Source organism: Oxobacter pfennigii (assembly GCF_001317355.1).
Classification (GTDB): Bacteria; Bacillota; Clostridia; order Clostridiales; family Oxobacteraceae; genus Oxobacter; species Oxobacter pfennigii.
On sequence record NZ_LKET01000068.1, the window covers coordinates 317,082 to 331,732 of the forward strand.

The following is a 14,651-nucleotide window of genomic DNA, read 5'->3' on the forward strand; positions in this document are numbered from 1 at the left end:
AATATTATAGGAAGGGAATGACCATATTGTTGTATTTGTCATAAGCCGCACGCATGAGGGGCTCAATCCTGTCATCGACAGGAGGATATACTTTCTTAAATTCATCAAAAGGAACGATGTATTTGGATTTAAATTCAGGATAAAGATGTGAATATTTAACGATGGAATCTTCCTTTTTAGCAGTAGTAACAAGCTCACCGGGATTGTCATACTTAGAATTTTCAAGAACATATTCCATAACTGCAACATAGTTTTCGGGATTGATATCATTAAGTGTCAATGTGCTCTTGTCAAATCTCCATATGAAATTTCCGCCGGGCGCCAATATATCGATAAGCTCTTTAGCCTTGTCGATACACTGTTCTTTAGTTCCGTTTTTCAATAATGTCAATGGGTAGAATCCGCTAAGAATCATTTTCTTGCCCAGTTTATCCTTGAATTTCTGAGCATCACCATATTCCATCCACAAGCGGGTTCCTTGGGGAAGGTCAGCCATATGATCAATAAAGCGTGTCCAGTCATGCTCTGCAAAAATCTGCATAGCCTGGCCTCTTTCAGCACAGATATGACAAATCTTTAAGAATGTGGGCCAATAGAATTTTTCGAAATCTTTTGTATTTAAGAATGTAGCCATGTGAGTCATTATCATGTTATTTCCGAGAATTGAAGTCACAGGGTTAAGTCCTCTCCAGATACAATATGGAACCAGTGCTTCCAATGCTTCCAAAACCTTTTCCGGCTGTCTCTTTATATCGAGAGGAATTTTTGTAAAGCCGCGCTGGAAGTCCGCCAAGAAGTCAAAGGGTACTGCCTGCATTCCGTTTACCCCCGGAGGTGTTGTGAAGAAGCCGTATTTTTCAGCCATGGCATCGCTTACTTCTGAAAATACTTTGCCCTGGTCCATGGTGGCAAGTAAGGTTTTGGCGAAGTTAATGCTTCTTGTGATAGGATCGGTATCGAAGCCTGGATTTTGGCGGAGGGAAACTTTTTCAACAATAAAATCATAAGGATTCTTTATAAATTCGTCGTAATCCTCGGGATCCATATTTGAAGTCTCGGGATGCTGAATAAAACCGTTTGAGCCCATTACGTTTACCCTGGACTGCTGGAACATCATTGCTATCGGATTTCTGGCAAAGGCCATGGGAAATACGTCGCCTCGAAGCAATTCCATCGCTTTTTCAAAAACTTCCGTCAACAGTTCCTTTGTGTATGAATACTGAGTTGTCATCAAGTCTTTGCCGGCATATTGTATCATATACTCAATGCCTAAACCGTCCATAACGGGGAATCTTTCCGGAATTACGCCGGAATAAACATCCGTTATAAGCTTGGTACGGTATTCTCTTAACTCTTTTACATTCATATATGTACCTCCTTATTAAATTGAATTAGTTCTTATTACTATATATGCAGGGAGTTTGTCCGATATATCAACTTAGGCATATATAACACCTGCAATGATAGCAATGCTCTACTAAATTCAGTTTAACTTTATTGTAACATGAGTACAAATTTTGTATTTTTTTATTTTATTAAGTAAATATACAATTAATGTATAATATTGCCACTATCCTTGATTTATCTTATGATTAGTAAAATATTATGTATAAGTAATTGGATATTATTATAATAATATCCAATTGCAGCAATGCTGAATCTGCTGTTTTTTGAATGTCAGACCAACTAAGGCCTTGCTAATCAGATTTTGAATTAAAGAATATAGATCCCTAAATTACTTTTCATTGTTTTCCGGTTCTCATAACAGGCATATCGAACCGGTGCAAAACTCCCTTTGAAAATGCAAAACAGCCGAGCGCAGCAAAGAGTTCCCATAATGCCAGTATCACGCATCCAAGCAAAACGCCAGTCTCACCGAAGATGCTGCCGATGACAATGGCGGCAATCAAGCCGGGCAGCATGATTACGGCAACTGCAATGATATAAATAACAATCAGAACTCCCGCGCTGATGTCCGCACCCGTCCAACGCAGCGAAAGGTAGTTGATACCCAAAAGCAAAAATGAAAAAAGTGTGTATACCGCAATAGCCTCAACAATCATCAGAATAGATTCGCTCATAATAAGGCCTGAAATAAAGAAAATGAAAAGGCTTTCCACCAATACCTTGAAGGCGATCTCAACATTGCTCCAGACTATTTTACGAAAGGAACTCTCAGGAATCATATAGATATAATGTATATAAAGCTCTTTCAGGCCGCGCCCTGTCCCGATCTGAAAAATTTGCATCCACATCAGAATCTGCAGAAGAATTATAATTCCGCCGGCCTCGCCGTGCAGGAACAAGGAAAACAAAGCCGCACCCAATATCATGATGACGGACGGCAGCCCCCAAAGGCCAAACCAGTTTGCACGAAAGGATTCCCGCAAATGCTTATAAAAAAGAGCATTTGCTCCGTGACCGCCGATACCGGTCTTTGTAACCTTCACTTTTCTTGTCGAAGCAGCTTCCGTGTTAATCTGCCCTTCGGATATGATGCGTTTTTTCTCAAAGGCGGTTTCCGTGGCAACCAGCACGTCTTCATAATAATCGGGATTGCTCAGGGCTATATAGAGGATCAGCAGTGCTGCTGAAAGAAAAATCAGCCCTAAAAACAGCAATCCCTTTCCTATATCGCCGGAAATCAACGAAACGACACCCTCTGACGCCCAGCCCGCCACCGGTGTCCAGGAGGTTAAAGGCGAACGCAGTGTGTTTTCAAGCGTTAAAAACGGATCCTTGGTTCTTAAAAATTGCACGCAAATATAAACGCTCAGCGGAAGAAAGGCAAAGACGGCCATCATCTTAACCATGAGCTTGCGTGCAGGCTTTCCGTTTGTCAGACTGTATATCATAAGCGACACAACCTGAAGCAGGCTGACAGCCATAATAAAACCGAACAGTACCAGCAGCACTGCGTCAATACCCACGCCAAAATTTGCACCAAGGGAATTGCCTTGAAACAGGATAAAAAAGCCCGAGAAAAACGACATCTTTGCCATTCGGGTGATTCCATACATCAAAATCAAACGCGGATTGACAGGGGAAACAAACAGTAAATTGACATCATTCATATCAAAAATCACGTCGCCCTTTGACAGGCCCTTTTGTATGGCGATGACTATAAAAAATAAAATGAACAGGAAAAGAATACCCTTGAGCCAGACGATATCAAGGAAGCTGCCCCTATTCTGGCGCGTAAACAGCGAAAGGATAAAAATTCCTCCAATGCCTGCAATCACAAGCACCCACAACATCAGTTTCGCCGGTTTTCGCAAAAGCTCCAGAAAGCTATTTTTTACACTCCTTGTCAGAAGGAAAACAAGACTGCTCATAGTTCATCCTCCTGACTTTTATTTTCGGTAATAGCAAAATAGACATCCTCAAGGCTTTGGTTTGCATTAAGATCCGACCGGCGGCAGACGCGTTGGATCCGGCCCTTAACCATAATATAGGTTGTATCCCAGTTTTCTTCCATGCTTCCGATGATATGTGTGCTGATAAGCAGCGCACAGCCGTTCTCCCGCAGTTCTGAAATAACCGTTTTCAGCTCGCGGATACCATGGGGGTCAAGACCGACAAGAGGCTCATCCATAATAATGGCCTTAGGCTGCGGAAGGAGCGCACAGCACACGCTTAACTTTTGCTGCATCCCTTTAGAAAGCTCTTTGCCCAGCTTCATTTTTTTGTCATTCAGCTCAAATCTTTGGAGCAGTTCCCCCGCTTTTCCCTCCCAGGCGTCCAGCCGGTACGCTTTGGCAATAAACTCAAGGTGCTCCGACACCGTCAGCATCGGGTACAGCACGGGAAACTCCGGCACATACCCCAAAAGCCGCTTCGCCTCCGTCGTATGGTTCTCATGCCCATCGATGGTAACGGAGCCGTCAAAACGCAGGAGGCCGCAAACAGATTTTATCAGGGTTGATTTGCCCGCGCCGTTTGGTCCGAGAAGCACGGCAAGCTCGCCGCTGCCCACTGACAGTGTAATGTTGTCGTTGGCCTTAAACTTGCCGTATTTTTTCGTTATGCCAAGAACATTAATCATAAAATCACCTTTATTAATTAAAAATAGTGTTTCTCTCATTAGTGTAGCATTATTTAAAGCCGCATTAAATTACTTGCTTGTGAGTTATAATATCAGTGGCATCAAGCCTGCCTTCATTTGTTGGGCACCATGCCATGAATCAGATGCAAATCCGAACCGCAAATGGCAGTTGAGGTTACTTTGACGATGATGTCATCATTATTTATGATTTTCGTATCGCCGATATTTTTTACTTTAACATTTTTTATTCCTTCATATACAATAGCCTTCATTCTGATTCTTCCGCATAATTTGTTAGAATTAGCTTTTCCGTCTGGAATATAAATATGCGCTATGGATGCTCCCGCAAAAAGCAGGCAACTCAATTTATGAATTGCCTGCTTTTATATAATCTTAATTTTGGTGCCCAGCATCAATTTCGTTCAAACATAGAAAATCTTTATACATAATGACAGGCGGTAAAGTGGTCTGGATAAACTTCACGTACTGACGGGGTTTCCTGTCTGCATTTTTCCGTTGCGCTGGGGCATCTGGCATGAAAAGCGCAGCCCCAAAAAGCATCGGTATGGGTGGGAATCTCGCCGTGAAGAATTATACGGCTTCTTTCCTTACGGGAAGAGATATCAGGCACGGCGGAGAACAATGCCTTGGTATAAGGATGAAGAGGTCTTTCAAACAAGTCATCCGTGAGCGCCTCCTCAACGATAGTTCCCAGATACATGACGCCGATTCGGGTGGAAATATAGCGGACGACGCTTATATCATGGGTAATAAAAAGCATAGAAAGCTTCATGGTTTTTTGCAGTTTATTCAGCATATTCAAAATCTGAGCCTGAATTGAAACATCAAGGGAGGATACGGGCTCGTCACAAACGATGACCTTGGGGTTTATGATCAGCGCCCTGGCCAGCCCAAGGCGCTGAATCTGGCCCCCGGAAAGCTCATGAGGAAACCTGAAATAATGCTCCAAAGGGAGACCTACTTTATCAAGAATTTCAAGTACCATTTCCCTGCGCTGCTCGCCGTCACCGATTTTTTGAATTATTAAGGGCTCTTCTAAAAGACTGCCGATCCTTTGCTGCGGATTTAGAGAAGAAAAAGGATCCTGAAATACCAGCTGCAAATCCTTGCGTAATGGCCGGAACTCTTTGGGAGATAATTTGGTCAGATCATGCTCCTTATATAAAACTTTGCCGGAATCCACTTTTGTCAGGCCCAAGATAGCCCGCCCGGCGGTGGTCTTCCCCGAGCCGGATTCGCCTACCAGTCCGTAGGTTTCTCCTTCGTATAGCTTAAATGAAACATTTGATATGGCATTTACATAGGATTTTGCTCCCATGAGTTTGCCAAATGGGCCATACACGGGAAACTTCTTTTTCAGGCTGATTACTTCAACAAGGAGTTTACTCATAGCAATTCCTCCTTTGCAAGCCAGCATTTGACCCAGTGATTCTCTCCTTGAGCATCAAAAATAGGAGGTTCTCTTTGAAAACAGCGCGCCTCTGCATATGGGCACCTTGTGGAAAAATGGCAGCCGGAAGGAATTTCGGATAAAGGAGGTACCGTTCCGGGTATCACATGGAGTTCTTTAGTTCTGTCATAATTCATCCTAGGGATTGACTGAAGCAATCCTTTGGTATATGGATGCAGCGGATTTTCGAATAACTCATCTGTCTCTGCCTCTTCTACGACCTGCCCTAAATACATAACGCGCACACTGGTGCATGCTTCAGACAAAACCCCCATGTCGTGAGTTATGAGTAAAACAGCTGTACCCAGTTCCCTATTGAGTTCAAGAATCAACTCCAGAATCTGTGCCTGTATGGTAACATCCAGAGCTGTGGTAGGTTCGTCAGCAATTAAAAGCTTGGGCTCACAGGCCAGTGCCATAGCAATCATTATACGCTGCTGCATACCGCCGGATAATTCATGGGGATATTGTCTGACACAGCGCTCTGGACTGGCAATACCCGTCTTTTTTAACAGTTCAATGGTACGCCTTCTGGCATCAGCTGCTGATAATTTTTTGTGCTGAGTCAGTACCTCGTCTAATTGATTGCCTACAGTGTAAACAGGGTTAAGAGAAGTCAGCGGATCCTGAAAAATAATAGCAATTCTGTTGCCCCGCACTTCCCTGAGCTTAAGCTTAGACATAGATAAGATGTCTTCTCCCTCAAACAGTATTTCCCCTTCGTAATCGATGGGCGAATTGTATTCGTGCAGACGCAGAATAGATTGAGACATTACGCTTTTGCCGGAGCCGGATTCGCCAACAATGCCTATGATTTCCCCGGGTTCTACCTTAAGATCCACTCCATCCACTGCGGGAAGTCTGCCTTTTCGCGTATGAAAATATGCTTTTAAATTTTTTATTTCTAGAAGTGGTTTATGCTCCATTTCATTACTCCTGTTTTGCAAAGTCTTTTTTTCTGCGTATGGTTGCTGTACGTGGATCAAAATAATCCCTTAGTCCGTCTCCCAAAAGATTCAGGCTGAGAACGGATATAATGACTGCGGTGCCGGGAAAGGCAACCATCCACCACGCTTTATGAAGAACCATTTTGCTGGCTTGCAGTATATTCCCCCAGCTGGCAGCGGGGGCCTTAATCCCTACTCCCAAAAAGCTCAAAGCAGCTTCTGAGAGAATAGCCTGAGCAAATACGTAAGTGGCCTGTATCAAAAGAGGAGAGAGCACATTTGGCGCAATGTTTTTCCATAAAATACGAAAATCACCTGCGCCCTGTACTTTTGCCGCCTCCACATAAGGCTGCGCCGAAGCTACAAGTGCGCTTGAGCGTACGACGCGGGCAATGCTTGGCGTAAAGACCACCGTCAAGGCAATTATGACATTCCAGATGGATGAGCCTAAGGCAGCCATAAGGGCAATTGCCAGCAGCACACCGGGAATAGCGATAAGTCCGTCGCATATACGCATGAGAATATGATCCAATACCTTAAAATAACTGGAGTATATACCGATGATTAATCCCAGCAGTGATGATAAAGTCGAAACAAAAAGCCCTACACTGATGGATACCCGGGCGCCGTAAATGATTCTTGTTAAAAGATCCCGACCAAATTCATCAGCTCCCAAAATGTAACCGGGACCGGGAGGCTTAAGCCGGCTGGCAACATGCATTTCATTTGGATCTATTGAAATTATGACCGGCCCTAAAATTGCAATGAGGCTGATGATAAGAATAGAAGCACCGCCTATTATTAATGCATAATTAGACTTTATCCTTTCCATTCTGATGCTTCGCTGTTCTTTTTTCATTTCAGCGCTTATGGCTGAAAGCTTTGAATTTTTCACCATAGACATCAACCCCCTTTATTTTCTTCCAGCTTCACACGGGGATCCAATACTCCGTATAACAGATCCACCGTTAAATTAACACCCACATAAAGCAGGGTAACAAATAGGACAACGCCTTGAATAACAAAGACATCCCTGCGGGATATGGCATTTATAATAAGGCGGCCAAGACCGGGGATATTAAAAAGCGTTTCGGTGACAATTGCGCCTGTTACCAGAGCACCAAAGGACTGCCCTATGACGGTAAGGATGGGCAAAGCGGCGTTTTTAAAAGCATGCTTTAATAATACCCGGGTTTCTCTCAACCCTTTAGCCCGGGCAGTTTTTATATAGTTCAAGTATAGTACGCCAATCATGGAAGAACGTGTCATCCGGCTTATCAGTGCAGCCTGTACCGTTCCCAAGGAAATAGCCGGAAGTATCATATACCTCAAATGCTCTAAGAGCCCTTTGCTTAAAGGCGCATACCCCGCCACCGGCAGCCACTTAAGGTAAACCCCAAAAAACAGCATTAAAAACATGCCCAGCAGAAATCCCGGAATGGCAATACCTAAAAGTGAAATGGATACCAGGGTCAAATCCAGAGCGGAGCCTCTCTTATAGGCAGCAAAAATGCCAACGGGAACTGAAAGAAATATTGCTACAAGCTGTGCCAATACTGCAAGACTTAAGGTTGGGGAAAAATGTTCTTTGATTGCCTCCAGCACAGGCTGACGCATAAAAATGGAATGCCCCCAGTCACCCTGTAACACCTTTATGATCCAATCAAAATATTGCACATAGATCGGGCGGTTAAAGCCCATACTCTCATTTAATGTATTGATTTGCTCTTGGGTTGCCTCCATTCCCAGAAGAGTTGAAGCGGGGCCCCCTGGTGTCAGATAGGTAATAAGAAATATCGCCATGGAAACCACCAGCAAAACGGGAATGAGGGATAATATCCTCTTTATTATATAAGAACGCATGGATAAGCTCCTTAACTACATATAATAAACTGCTTCAAATTTAAAATAAATATTAAAAAGGGAGATTATACCTGCCCTATGGAAAGGGATAATCTCCCACAGAATTATTTTGCTACTTTCACATTCCAGTAGACAGGATAGTGGAAATAATCAAACCCTTCTACTGTTTTACGTGTAGCCTGTGCGGCACTGTAATGTCCTAACACACTGGCTGCGCCGTATTCATACAAGAAGGACTGAAGCTTTTCCCACTCGGCTTTTGCTTGTTCATTGCTTGCTGCAAAACGAATACCATTTAAACCGTTAGTAACCTCATCTTTCTTTAAACTGGCCCAATCCGGGTTAACTGCAGAAATTTGGGGCGGTGTCAGCTGGTAGCTGTTGCTTGTAATGAACAGATCCCACTGTTCAGGATTGCTTCTATGTTCCATAAATACAGGGAAGTCATAGCTCTCAACTTCGGCATTTATACCCACTTTTTTCAGTTGATCCTGTACTACCAAAGTTGCATTGTACATTTCCTGATAGTCCTTTGTTGTTACCAATACAACAGGCTCTCCGTTGTAACCTGCCTGTGTCAATAACTGCTTTGCCTTATCAGGATTGTTCTGATTGTAATACTCCTTGCCGCTTTCTACGGCCCATTGGGGCTGACTTAGATTCATAAATCCCGGATTCAATTTATATAAGTCCGGATTTGAGAAGCTGGCCAGCATGATATCCTCGTTGTTCAAAGCTGCCAGTACAGCTTGCCTTAAGTCAGAATTTGCCAAAGGACCCTTTGCTGTATTTATAAATAAATTTAGCGTACCGCTTGCTTTGGAATACAATGTTACGTCCGTATTTGTGCTGAGTTCTTCGTAATTTTCAATTGGAATGCTTTCAGCTATGTCGTATTCACCTGTCTTTATTCCGGCAATTCGGGTTGAATGGTCGGTAACAAAGCGGAAATAAATATCTTTAGTAGCAGCGGTTTTCTTACCTGCAAATCCGCTGGAGTCGCTTTCAAGTGAATTGTAATCTTCGTTTCTGACCAGCTGGATATACTGATCCTGTTGCCAGTTTTCAAGCTTATAGGGACCGGTTCCGATATATTCCGTAATGCCTTCAGGCTTGGCTGCTTCAATAACTTCTTTCGGAGAAATAGCCGGGAACTGCGCCGGTGCAGCCAAAAGATCGATTATATCCGATGCAGCCTGCTCTACTTTGAGGGTTACGGTGTATTTATCCACCTGTTCAAACTTTGCATTTGCCAAGAGAACCTTGGCACGGGAAGATGTAATAAGCCAGCGGTTCATGGATGCCACCACATCCTCGGCTGTCAGCTCTTTGCCGTTATGGAACTTGATGCCCTGCCGGATTTTGAAAGTATATAAAAGACCGTCTTGGCTTATTTCCATAGATTCTGCCAGCATGGGAGCCGGCTTGTAATCCTTGTCTAGAGTATACAGAGTTTCAAAAATATGTGCGGCTATACCTGCCGCAACATTGGATGAGGTCGTAGGCGCATCCAGTGTGGGCGGCTGAGCTGTAATAGCTATATTTAATTCATCCTTATATTCCGCAGCTTCAGGCGTAGGCTCTGTATCTGCCGATGAAGGGCTCTTGCCGCATGCCGCCAGTAACATGGATATACTCAAAATTGCTGCGGCTACATAAGTAAATTTGTTTTTTTTCATTTTTCCCCCTACTTTCATATGTCTGATTTAACAAACAAACACTTATAATTCATACTTAACCAATATGATTAGTACGTTTTATTTATTATAGCAATTCCAATTTTGCTTGTCAACGTAAACTATGTGGCTAGCTATCATTTAAGTTCTTTTCATATTATTCTATGTCCAAATTGGCAATGCATTCCTATCTCATAGAAATAAGGCGCGGTGAAATTGTCCCGTTCAGGCATTTACATAATGTTATCCGCTCAACATTATCCAATTTTCAGACACTTATATGTTCCCACCAACATATAAATAAAGGATTCCCATCATCGAAGCCATCCGATTACAAAATCATGATTAGCCCCGTCCGGAAATCCTTTATATTTTAGCTTTTTTATCCTCGCTGTTTTCTTAGGAACTTTACAACAATTCTATGGTATCCAGGCGATACCCTTTTTACATTTTGTCAGTTGTTACATGATATTTTCCCCTGGGCACAATAAAAGGAGAATCAGAAACCGGGTCCTGAATCACCACACAGTCCAGTCCGAAAACCTGCTTCATTAAATCTGCCGTAATAACATCCTTAGGCGTGCCTTTGGCAATCAACTTTCCTTGTTGAACGGCAAAGATATAATCTGCATATCGGGCCGACAGGTTGATATCATGAAGAACCATGACTATGGTAGTGCCCCGCCTCCGGTTCAAATCCGTCAAAAGATCCAAAATTTCAATCTGATAGGTTATGTCCAAAAATGTGGTGGGCTCATCTAAAAGCAAAATATCCGTCTGCTGGGCGAGAGCCATGGCAATCCACACCCTCTGCCGCTGCCCTCCCGACAGTTCATCCACACTGCGGTTGGCAAGCTCCGTGATCCCCATGATGTTAAGGGCCTCTTCCACCGCCTCATAATCCTTTTTCCCCAGGCTCTTGAAAAAGCTTTGGTAAGGAAACCGTCCCCTGGAAACCAGGTCGGCAACGGTGATTCCTTCCGGGACCACCGGGGACTGGGGCAGCAAACCTAAAACCCGGGCCAGCTCTTTAGGCGGGATAGTACTGATTTGCTTGCCGTCAATAACAACCTCGCCCGAAACAGGTTTTATAAGCCTGGCCATGGTTTTCAGCAAGGTGGATTTACCGCAGGCGTTAGCTCCAATTATTACGCTGATTTTATTTTCTGGAATTACCACATCAATATCTTTTATAATAATTTTTTGATCATATCCGGCAATGATATGGTTGGTTGAAAGTAAAGGCGTTTTTTTCATGCTGCTCCTCCGGTTTTATTCATACGTATCAGTAAATATAAAAGATACGGCGCTCCTAATATTCCTGTAATAATTCCTACCGGGAAACGTATGTCAAAGGCAAACTGCCCTGTAAGATCCGCTAAAAGCACCATAGCTGCTCCCGTAAGTCCGGCAGGCAGCACATTGGCAGAACCTGCCCCTATAAGCCGGCCTGCGATGGGGCCGGCTAAAAAAGCGACAAAAGCAATGGGGCCTGTCACCGCAGTGGCATATGCAATTAAGAAAACCGCGCTTAAAACCATAACCAGTCTAATCCGCTCCGTCCTTAAGCCCAGGGTAATGGCGGACGGCTCCCCCAATTCGAGAATTTTAAGCTGTCTGCCCAAAAGGACCAGCAGGCATCCAAAGAACAGCACCGCCAGTAAAAGCCCCGGCACAGCTTTCATCTGCATGCCGTTTAAACTGCCGCTGAGCCAGCGGAGGGCGGCAGGCACATCGTACTGGTTTGCCCTAAGAAGCAAAAATGATATGGCGGCGTTTAACATGGCCTGAATGCCAATACCTATTAAAATCAGCCTTCCGCCGGAAAAACTGCCTCTTTTAGACAGCATATAAACAAGGAATGCCACTGCCAGCCCTGTGATAACCGCCGCCAAGGAAACCAGATTGCCGCTGACTTTCATAACGATAATACAGAAAACCGCCGCCAGGCTGGAGCCGGACGTGACTCCGATGATATCCGGACTGGCCAGAGGATTCCTTAACATGGTCTGAAAGGTATTCCCTGCCATGCCAAAGGCCATTCCTGCCAGCAGTCCGGACAGCATCCGGGGCAGCCGCAGGGTGCCAATGGCAAAGGTTGCACCTTTTATCTGCTCTCCTAAGAGAACACGGATAACTTCCTTCAGGGAATACCGGGTATTTCCCATATAAAGCATCCCCAGGCACAAAACCAGAACCAGAAAGGCCAAAGCAATGGTCACCGCTGTCAAACGGGCTTTCCGGCGTTGAAATCCTGCCCGAACTGGGTTAAGCTTATTTTTGCTCATACTATTATTGAACATCTCATCTTTAATCATAATGAACGCACCTTCGCTCTCATGGCAATCATGATTAATATAGGCGCTCCGAAAAATGCCGTAACAATGCCGGCCTCAAGTTCACCGGGCTGGCCGATAAGCCTGCCCACAATATCTGACACCGTCAGCAGCATGGCTCCTCCCAGGGCAGACATAGGAAGTATGTACCTCATATCCGGGCCGCAAATAAGCCTCACGGTATGGGGAATCATCAGCCCCACAAAGCCAATAGGTCCGGCCAGAGCCGTTGTGGCGCCGCAAAGCAGCACTCCGGCCACTGCTCCCGTACTTCGTACCAGTCCCGTTCGCACGCCTAACCCTGTGGCTGCATCGTCCCCTAAGGCCAGGGCATTTAAGGCCGGTGCCATTAAGATTCCCATCAGCAAACCGGCAGCCAGAAAGGGAGCCACCGTCATTATTCCCTCCCAGGTGGCGCCGCTGACACTGCCCACCTGCCAAAACCGGAATACATTCATGACATCGGTTCTGGGCAGAATGACGGCACTGACCAGAGAGGATAAGGCAGCGCTGGTTGCCGCTCCTGCCAGAGCAAGTTTTATAGGCGTAGCGCCGCCATAACCTAAAGAACCGATCCGGTAAACAAAAACAGCCGTTACCATAGCCCCTGCCAGGGCAAACCAAATATATTCTCCGGCGGTGTTTACGTTAAAAAAGGCAATGCCGCTTACCACAAACAATGATGCACCGGTATTTACACCTAAAATGCTGGGATCGGCAACTGGATTTCGGGTAATTGCCTGCATCAGAGCTCCGGCGACCCCCAGAGAGGCTCCGGCGACTATGCCAAACACAGTTCTGGGGATCCTCTCCCAAACCACCAGAGCGTCAAAAGAGTTGCTGCTGTCCTGAAACAGAGCCCGAAACACTTCTCCCAGCCCTACATTGCGTGCGCCTAAGGCCAGTGAAGCGCCAATGCACAGAACAACACCGATAACCCCGGCGCTTATAAGTAGCAACGTTTTCCTTAATTTCATTGTACCAGGTCAGCAGCCTTTCCGATTACGCTTAAGTATTCGTCAATGGTGGCAGGAATGGAAAGGGCACTGGGCGTACCGGAAGCAGCCAGCGGGGTACCGTCCTGAATCAGGGCTACGGAACCTCTTTGAATTGCCGGCATTGTTCCCATCAGGGAATCTGACTGCAAGCTCTTAAGCAAGGGCGCATTACCGTAAGCAATGGCAATATCCACATCCTTTAGGATGTCCACATTTTCCGCACTGATTTCAACAGCAAAGCTTTCCGAGTCATTGGCCAGACTCAATACACTTTCCGGGAATTTAAGCCCCAAATCGGTCAGATAAGCGGCCCGGGGATCTGCAGGCAGGTAAACATAGAACTTACCTAAATCCGAAGGATTAAAATAGAAGAAGGCAGCAGTTTTTCCTGAAATTTTGGGATATGCGGCAATTTTTTGAGAAATCAGCTGTTCCAGTTCTGAAACCAGCTTCTCTCCTTCTGCTTTCATCCCCATTCCCGCAGCATCCATAATAATCTGGTCGCGCCAGTAGGTCTGCCATGCCATAGCTGGATAAGCAACCACCGGGGCGATTTGAGTCAATAAATCATATTCTTCCTGAGTGATACCGGAATAGGCCGCAAGAATTACATCCGGCTCAGAATCGCTAACTGCTTCAAAAGCCAAGCCGTCGGTATCCTTAAAAAGGACAGGATTATCCACACCCAGTTTTTTAAATCCTTCTTTAGTCCAGGGCAGCAGACCACTGCCATCTGTTACTCCGTAATTGGCTTCGGATATACCAACAGGAATAACCCCTAAGGCCAAAGGCACATCCTGATTTCCCCAAGAAATTGTTGCAATTCTTTCAGGCTTGCTTTCAATTATAGTTTCACCAAAGGCGTGCTTTATGGTTATGGGATATGCTTCAGCCGTATCAACATCTACGGCAGCTGTTTCTTCTCCACCGGAAGGCGTATTCTCCTTCCCGGGTGTATCGGACGTATTATTAGAGCACGCTATTAAGAATACGGATAACGCAATTGCTAAAATAGAACTTGTAAATTGTTTTAATTTCATAACTTGCCTCCTATTCTAATCCTGTCATATAAATGTTAGACCACTCTAACATTACTCAGATTATCATCCACATCCATTTTTGTCAAGTACCCTGAAGCCTGCTTTTTTTTGATGCTTTCTGATAGATTGCAGGTCAAAAGCGTAACTTCGGGCTGACTTAGCCCAAAGCTTGATGGGATTGTGAAGTTAAGGAAAAAGCTGTATAATATAGAGGCGTTCAGCCAATATAGCATGCGGATAATCAATATTTTGTAAGCTATGAATCCTTGCTTCAC

The 14,651-nt window shown here is 44.7% G+C and carries 12 protein-coding genes and 1 pseudogene; all 13 read right to left on the reverse strand.

Features of this window, described 5'->3' with window-relative positions; all coding sequences use genetic code 11:
* Window positions 1-4 precede the first annotated feature (4 nt).
* Window positions 5-1,366 carry a uroporphyrinogen decarboxylase family protein gene (locus tag OXPF_RS20935; protein ID WP_054877150.1) on the reverse strand — a complete coding sequence of 454 codons (1,362 nt, stop codon included), beginning with the start codon at window positions 1,364-1,366 and terminating at the stop codon, window positions 5-7.
* 376 nt (window positions 1,367-1,742) lie between these two features.
* Window positions 1,743-3,335: a putative ABC exporter domain-containing protein gene (locus tag OXPF_RS20940; RefSeq protein ID WP_054877151.1), complete on the reverse strand. Its 1,593-nt coding sequence runs from the start codon at window positions 3,333-3,335 to the stop codon at window positions 1,743-1,745.
* Entirely contained in the window at window positions 3,332-4,045 is a 714-nt protein-coding gene (locus OXPF_RS20945; protein ID WP_054877152.1) for an ABC transporter ATP-binding protein, read from the reverse strand. The genes OXPF_RS20940 and OXPF_RS20945 overlap by 4 nt, the downstream gene beginning before the upstream one ends.
* Window positions 4,046-4,164: 119 nt before the next feature.
* Window positions 4,165-4,317, reverse strand: a pseudogene (locus OXPF_RS22220) (glutathione-dependent formaldehyde dehydrogenase); the annotation flags it as partial.
* A gap of 167 nt (window positions 4,318-4,484) precedes the next feature.
* On the reverse strand, window positions 4,485-5,456 hold the full coding sequence (locus OXPF_RS20955; protein WP_054877154.1) for an ABC transporter ATP-binding protein: 972 nt from the start codon (window positions 5,454-5,456) through the stop codon (window positions 4,485-4,487).
* A complete protein-coding gene (locus OXPF_RS20960; RefSeq protein WP_054877155.1) occupies window positions 5,453-6,442 on the reverse strand; it encodes an ABC transporter ATP-binding protein in 990 nt (329 codons plus the stop codon). Before OXPF_RS20960 ends, OXPF_RS20955 begins: the two co-directional genes overlap by 4 nt.
* 4 nt (window positions 6,443-6,446) lie before the next feature.
* Entirely contained in the window at window positions 6,447-7,361 is a 915-nt protein-coding gene (locus OXPF_RS20965) for an ABC transporter permease (protein ID WP_242854474.1), read from the reverse strand.
* Window positions 7,362-7,366: 5 nt separating this feature from the next.
* On the reverse strand, window positions 7,367-8,326 hold the full coding sequence (locus tag OXPF_RS20970) for an ABC transporter permease (protein ID WP_054877157.1): 960 nt from the start codon (window positions 8,324-8,326) through the stop codon (window positions 7,367-7,369).
* Between the two features lie 104 nt (window positions 8,327-8,430).
* Window positions 8,431-10,005 carry an ABC transporter substrate-binding protein gene (locus OXPF_RS20975; RefSeq protein WP_054877158.1) on the reverse strand — a complete coding sequence of 525 codons (1,575 nt, stop codon included), beginning with the start codon at window positions 10,003-10,005 and terminating at the stop codon, window positions 8,431-8,433.
* A 441-nt stretch (window positions 10,006-10,446) separates the two neighbouring features.
* Entirely contained in the window at window positions 10,447-11,259 is an 813-nt protein-coding gene (locus tag OXPF_RS20980) for an ABC transporter ATP-binding protein (RefSeq protein WP_054877159.1), read from the reverse strand.
* Window positions 11,256-12,290 carry a FecCD family ABC transporter permease gene (locus tag OXPF_RS20985; RefSeq protein ID WP_054877276.1) on the reverse strand — a complete coding sequence of 345 codons (1,035 nt, stop codon included), beginning with the start codon at window positions 12,288-12,290 and terminating at the stop codon, window positions 11,256-11,258. Before OXPF_RS20985 ends, OXPF_RS20980 begins: the two co-directional genes overlap by 4 nt.
* Before the next feature lie 26 nt (window positions 12,291-12,316).
* Window positions 12,317-13,315: a FecCD family ABC transporter permease gene (locus tag OXPF_RS20990; RefSeq protein WP_054877160.1), complete on the reverse strand. Its 999-nt coding sequence runs from the start codon at window positions 13,313-13,315 to the stop codon at window positions 12,317-12,319.
* On the reverse strand, window positions 13,312-14,376 hold the full coding sequence (locus tag OXPF_RS20995; protein WP_054877161.1) for an iron-siderophore ABC transporter substrate-binding protein: 1,065 nt from the start codon (window positions 14,374-14,376) through the stop codon (window positions 13,312-13,314). The genes OXPF_RS20990 and OXPF_RS20995 overlap by 4 nt, the downstream gene beginning before the upstream one ends.
* Window positions 14,377-14,651 lie beyond the last annotated feature (275 nt).

What these genes read in the sequence shown, in the direction of transcription:
- OXPF_RS20935 (WP_054877150.1), bottom strand. Translation starts at nt 1,366, where the DNA reads ATGAATGTAAAAGAGTTAAGAGAATACCGTACCAAGCTTATAACGGAT.
- OXPF_RS20940 (WP_054877151.1), bottom strand. Translation starts at nt 3,335, where the DNA reads ATGAGCAGTCTTGTTTTCCTTCTGACAAGGAGTGTAAAAAATAGCTTT.
- OXPF_RS20945 (WP_054877152.1), bottom strand. Translation starts at nt 4,045, where the DNA reads ATGATTAATGTTCTTGGCATAACGAAAAAATACGGCAAGTTTAAGGCC.
- OXPF_RS20955 (WP_054877154.1), bottom strand. Translation starts at nt 5,456, where the DNA reads ATGAGTAAACTCCTTGTTGAAGTAATCAGCCTGAAAAAGAAGTTTCCC.
- OXPF_RS20960 (WP_054877155.1), bottom strand. Translation starts at nt 6,442, where the DNA reads ATGGAGCATAAACCACTTCTAGAAATAAAAAATTTAAAAGCATATTTT.
- OXPF_RS20965 (WP_242854474.1), bottom strand. Translation starts at nt 7,361, where the DNA reads ATGGTGAAAAATTCAAAGCTTTCAGCCATAAGCGCTGAAATGAAAAAA.
- OXPF_RS20970 (WP_054877157.1), bottom strand. Translation starts at nt 8,326, where the DNA reads ATGCGTTCTTATATAATAAAGAGGATATTATCCCTCATTCCCGTTTTG.
- OXPF_RS20975 (WP_054877158.1), bottom strand. Translation starts at nt 10,005, where the DNA reads ATGAAAAAAAACAAATTTACTTATGTAGCCGCAGCAATTTTGAGTATA.
- OXPF_RS20980 (WP_054877159.1), bottom strand. Translation starts at nt 11,259, where the DNA reads ATGAAAAAAACGCCTTTACTTTCAACCAACCATATCATTGCCGGATAT.
- OXPF_RS20985 (WP_054877276.1), bottom strand. Translation starts at nt 12,290, where the DNA reads ATGAGCAAAAATAAGCTTAACCCAGTTCGGGCAGGATTTCAACGCCGG.
- OXPF_RS20990 (WP_054877160.1), bottom strand. Translation starts at nt 13,315, where the DNA reads ATGAAATTAAGGAAAACGTTGCTACTTATAAGCGCCGGGGTTATCGGT.
- OXPF_RS20995 (WP_054877161.1), bottom strand. Translation starts at nt 14,376, where the DNA reads ATGAAATTAAAACAATTTACAAGTTCTATTTTAGCAATTGCGTTATCC.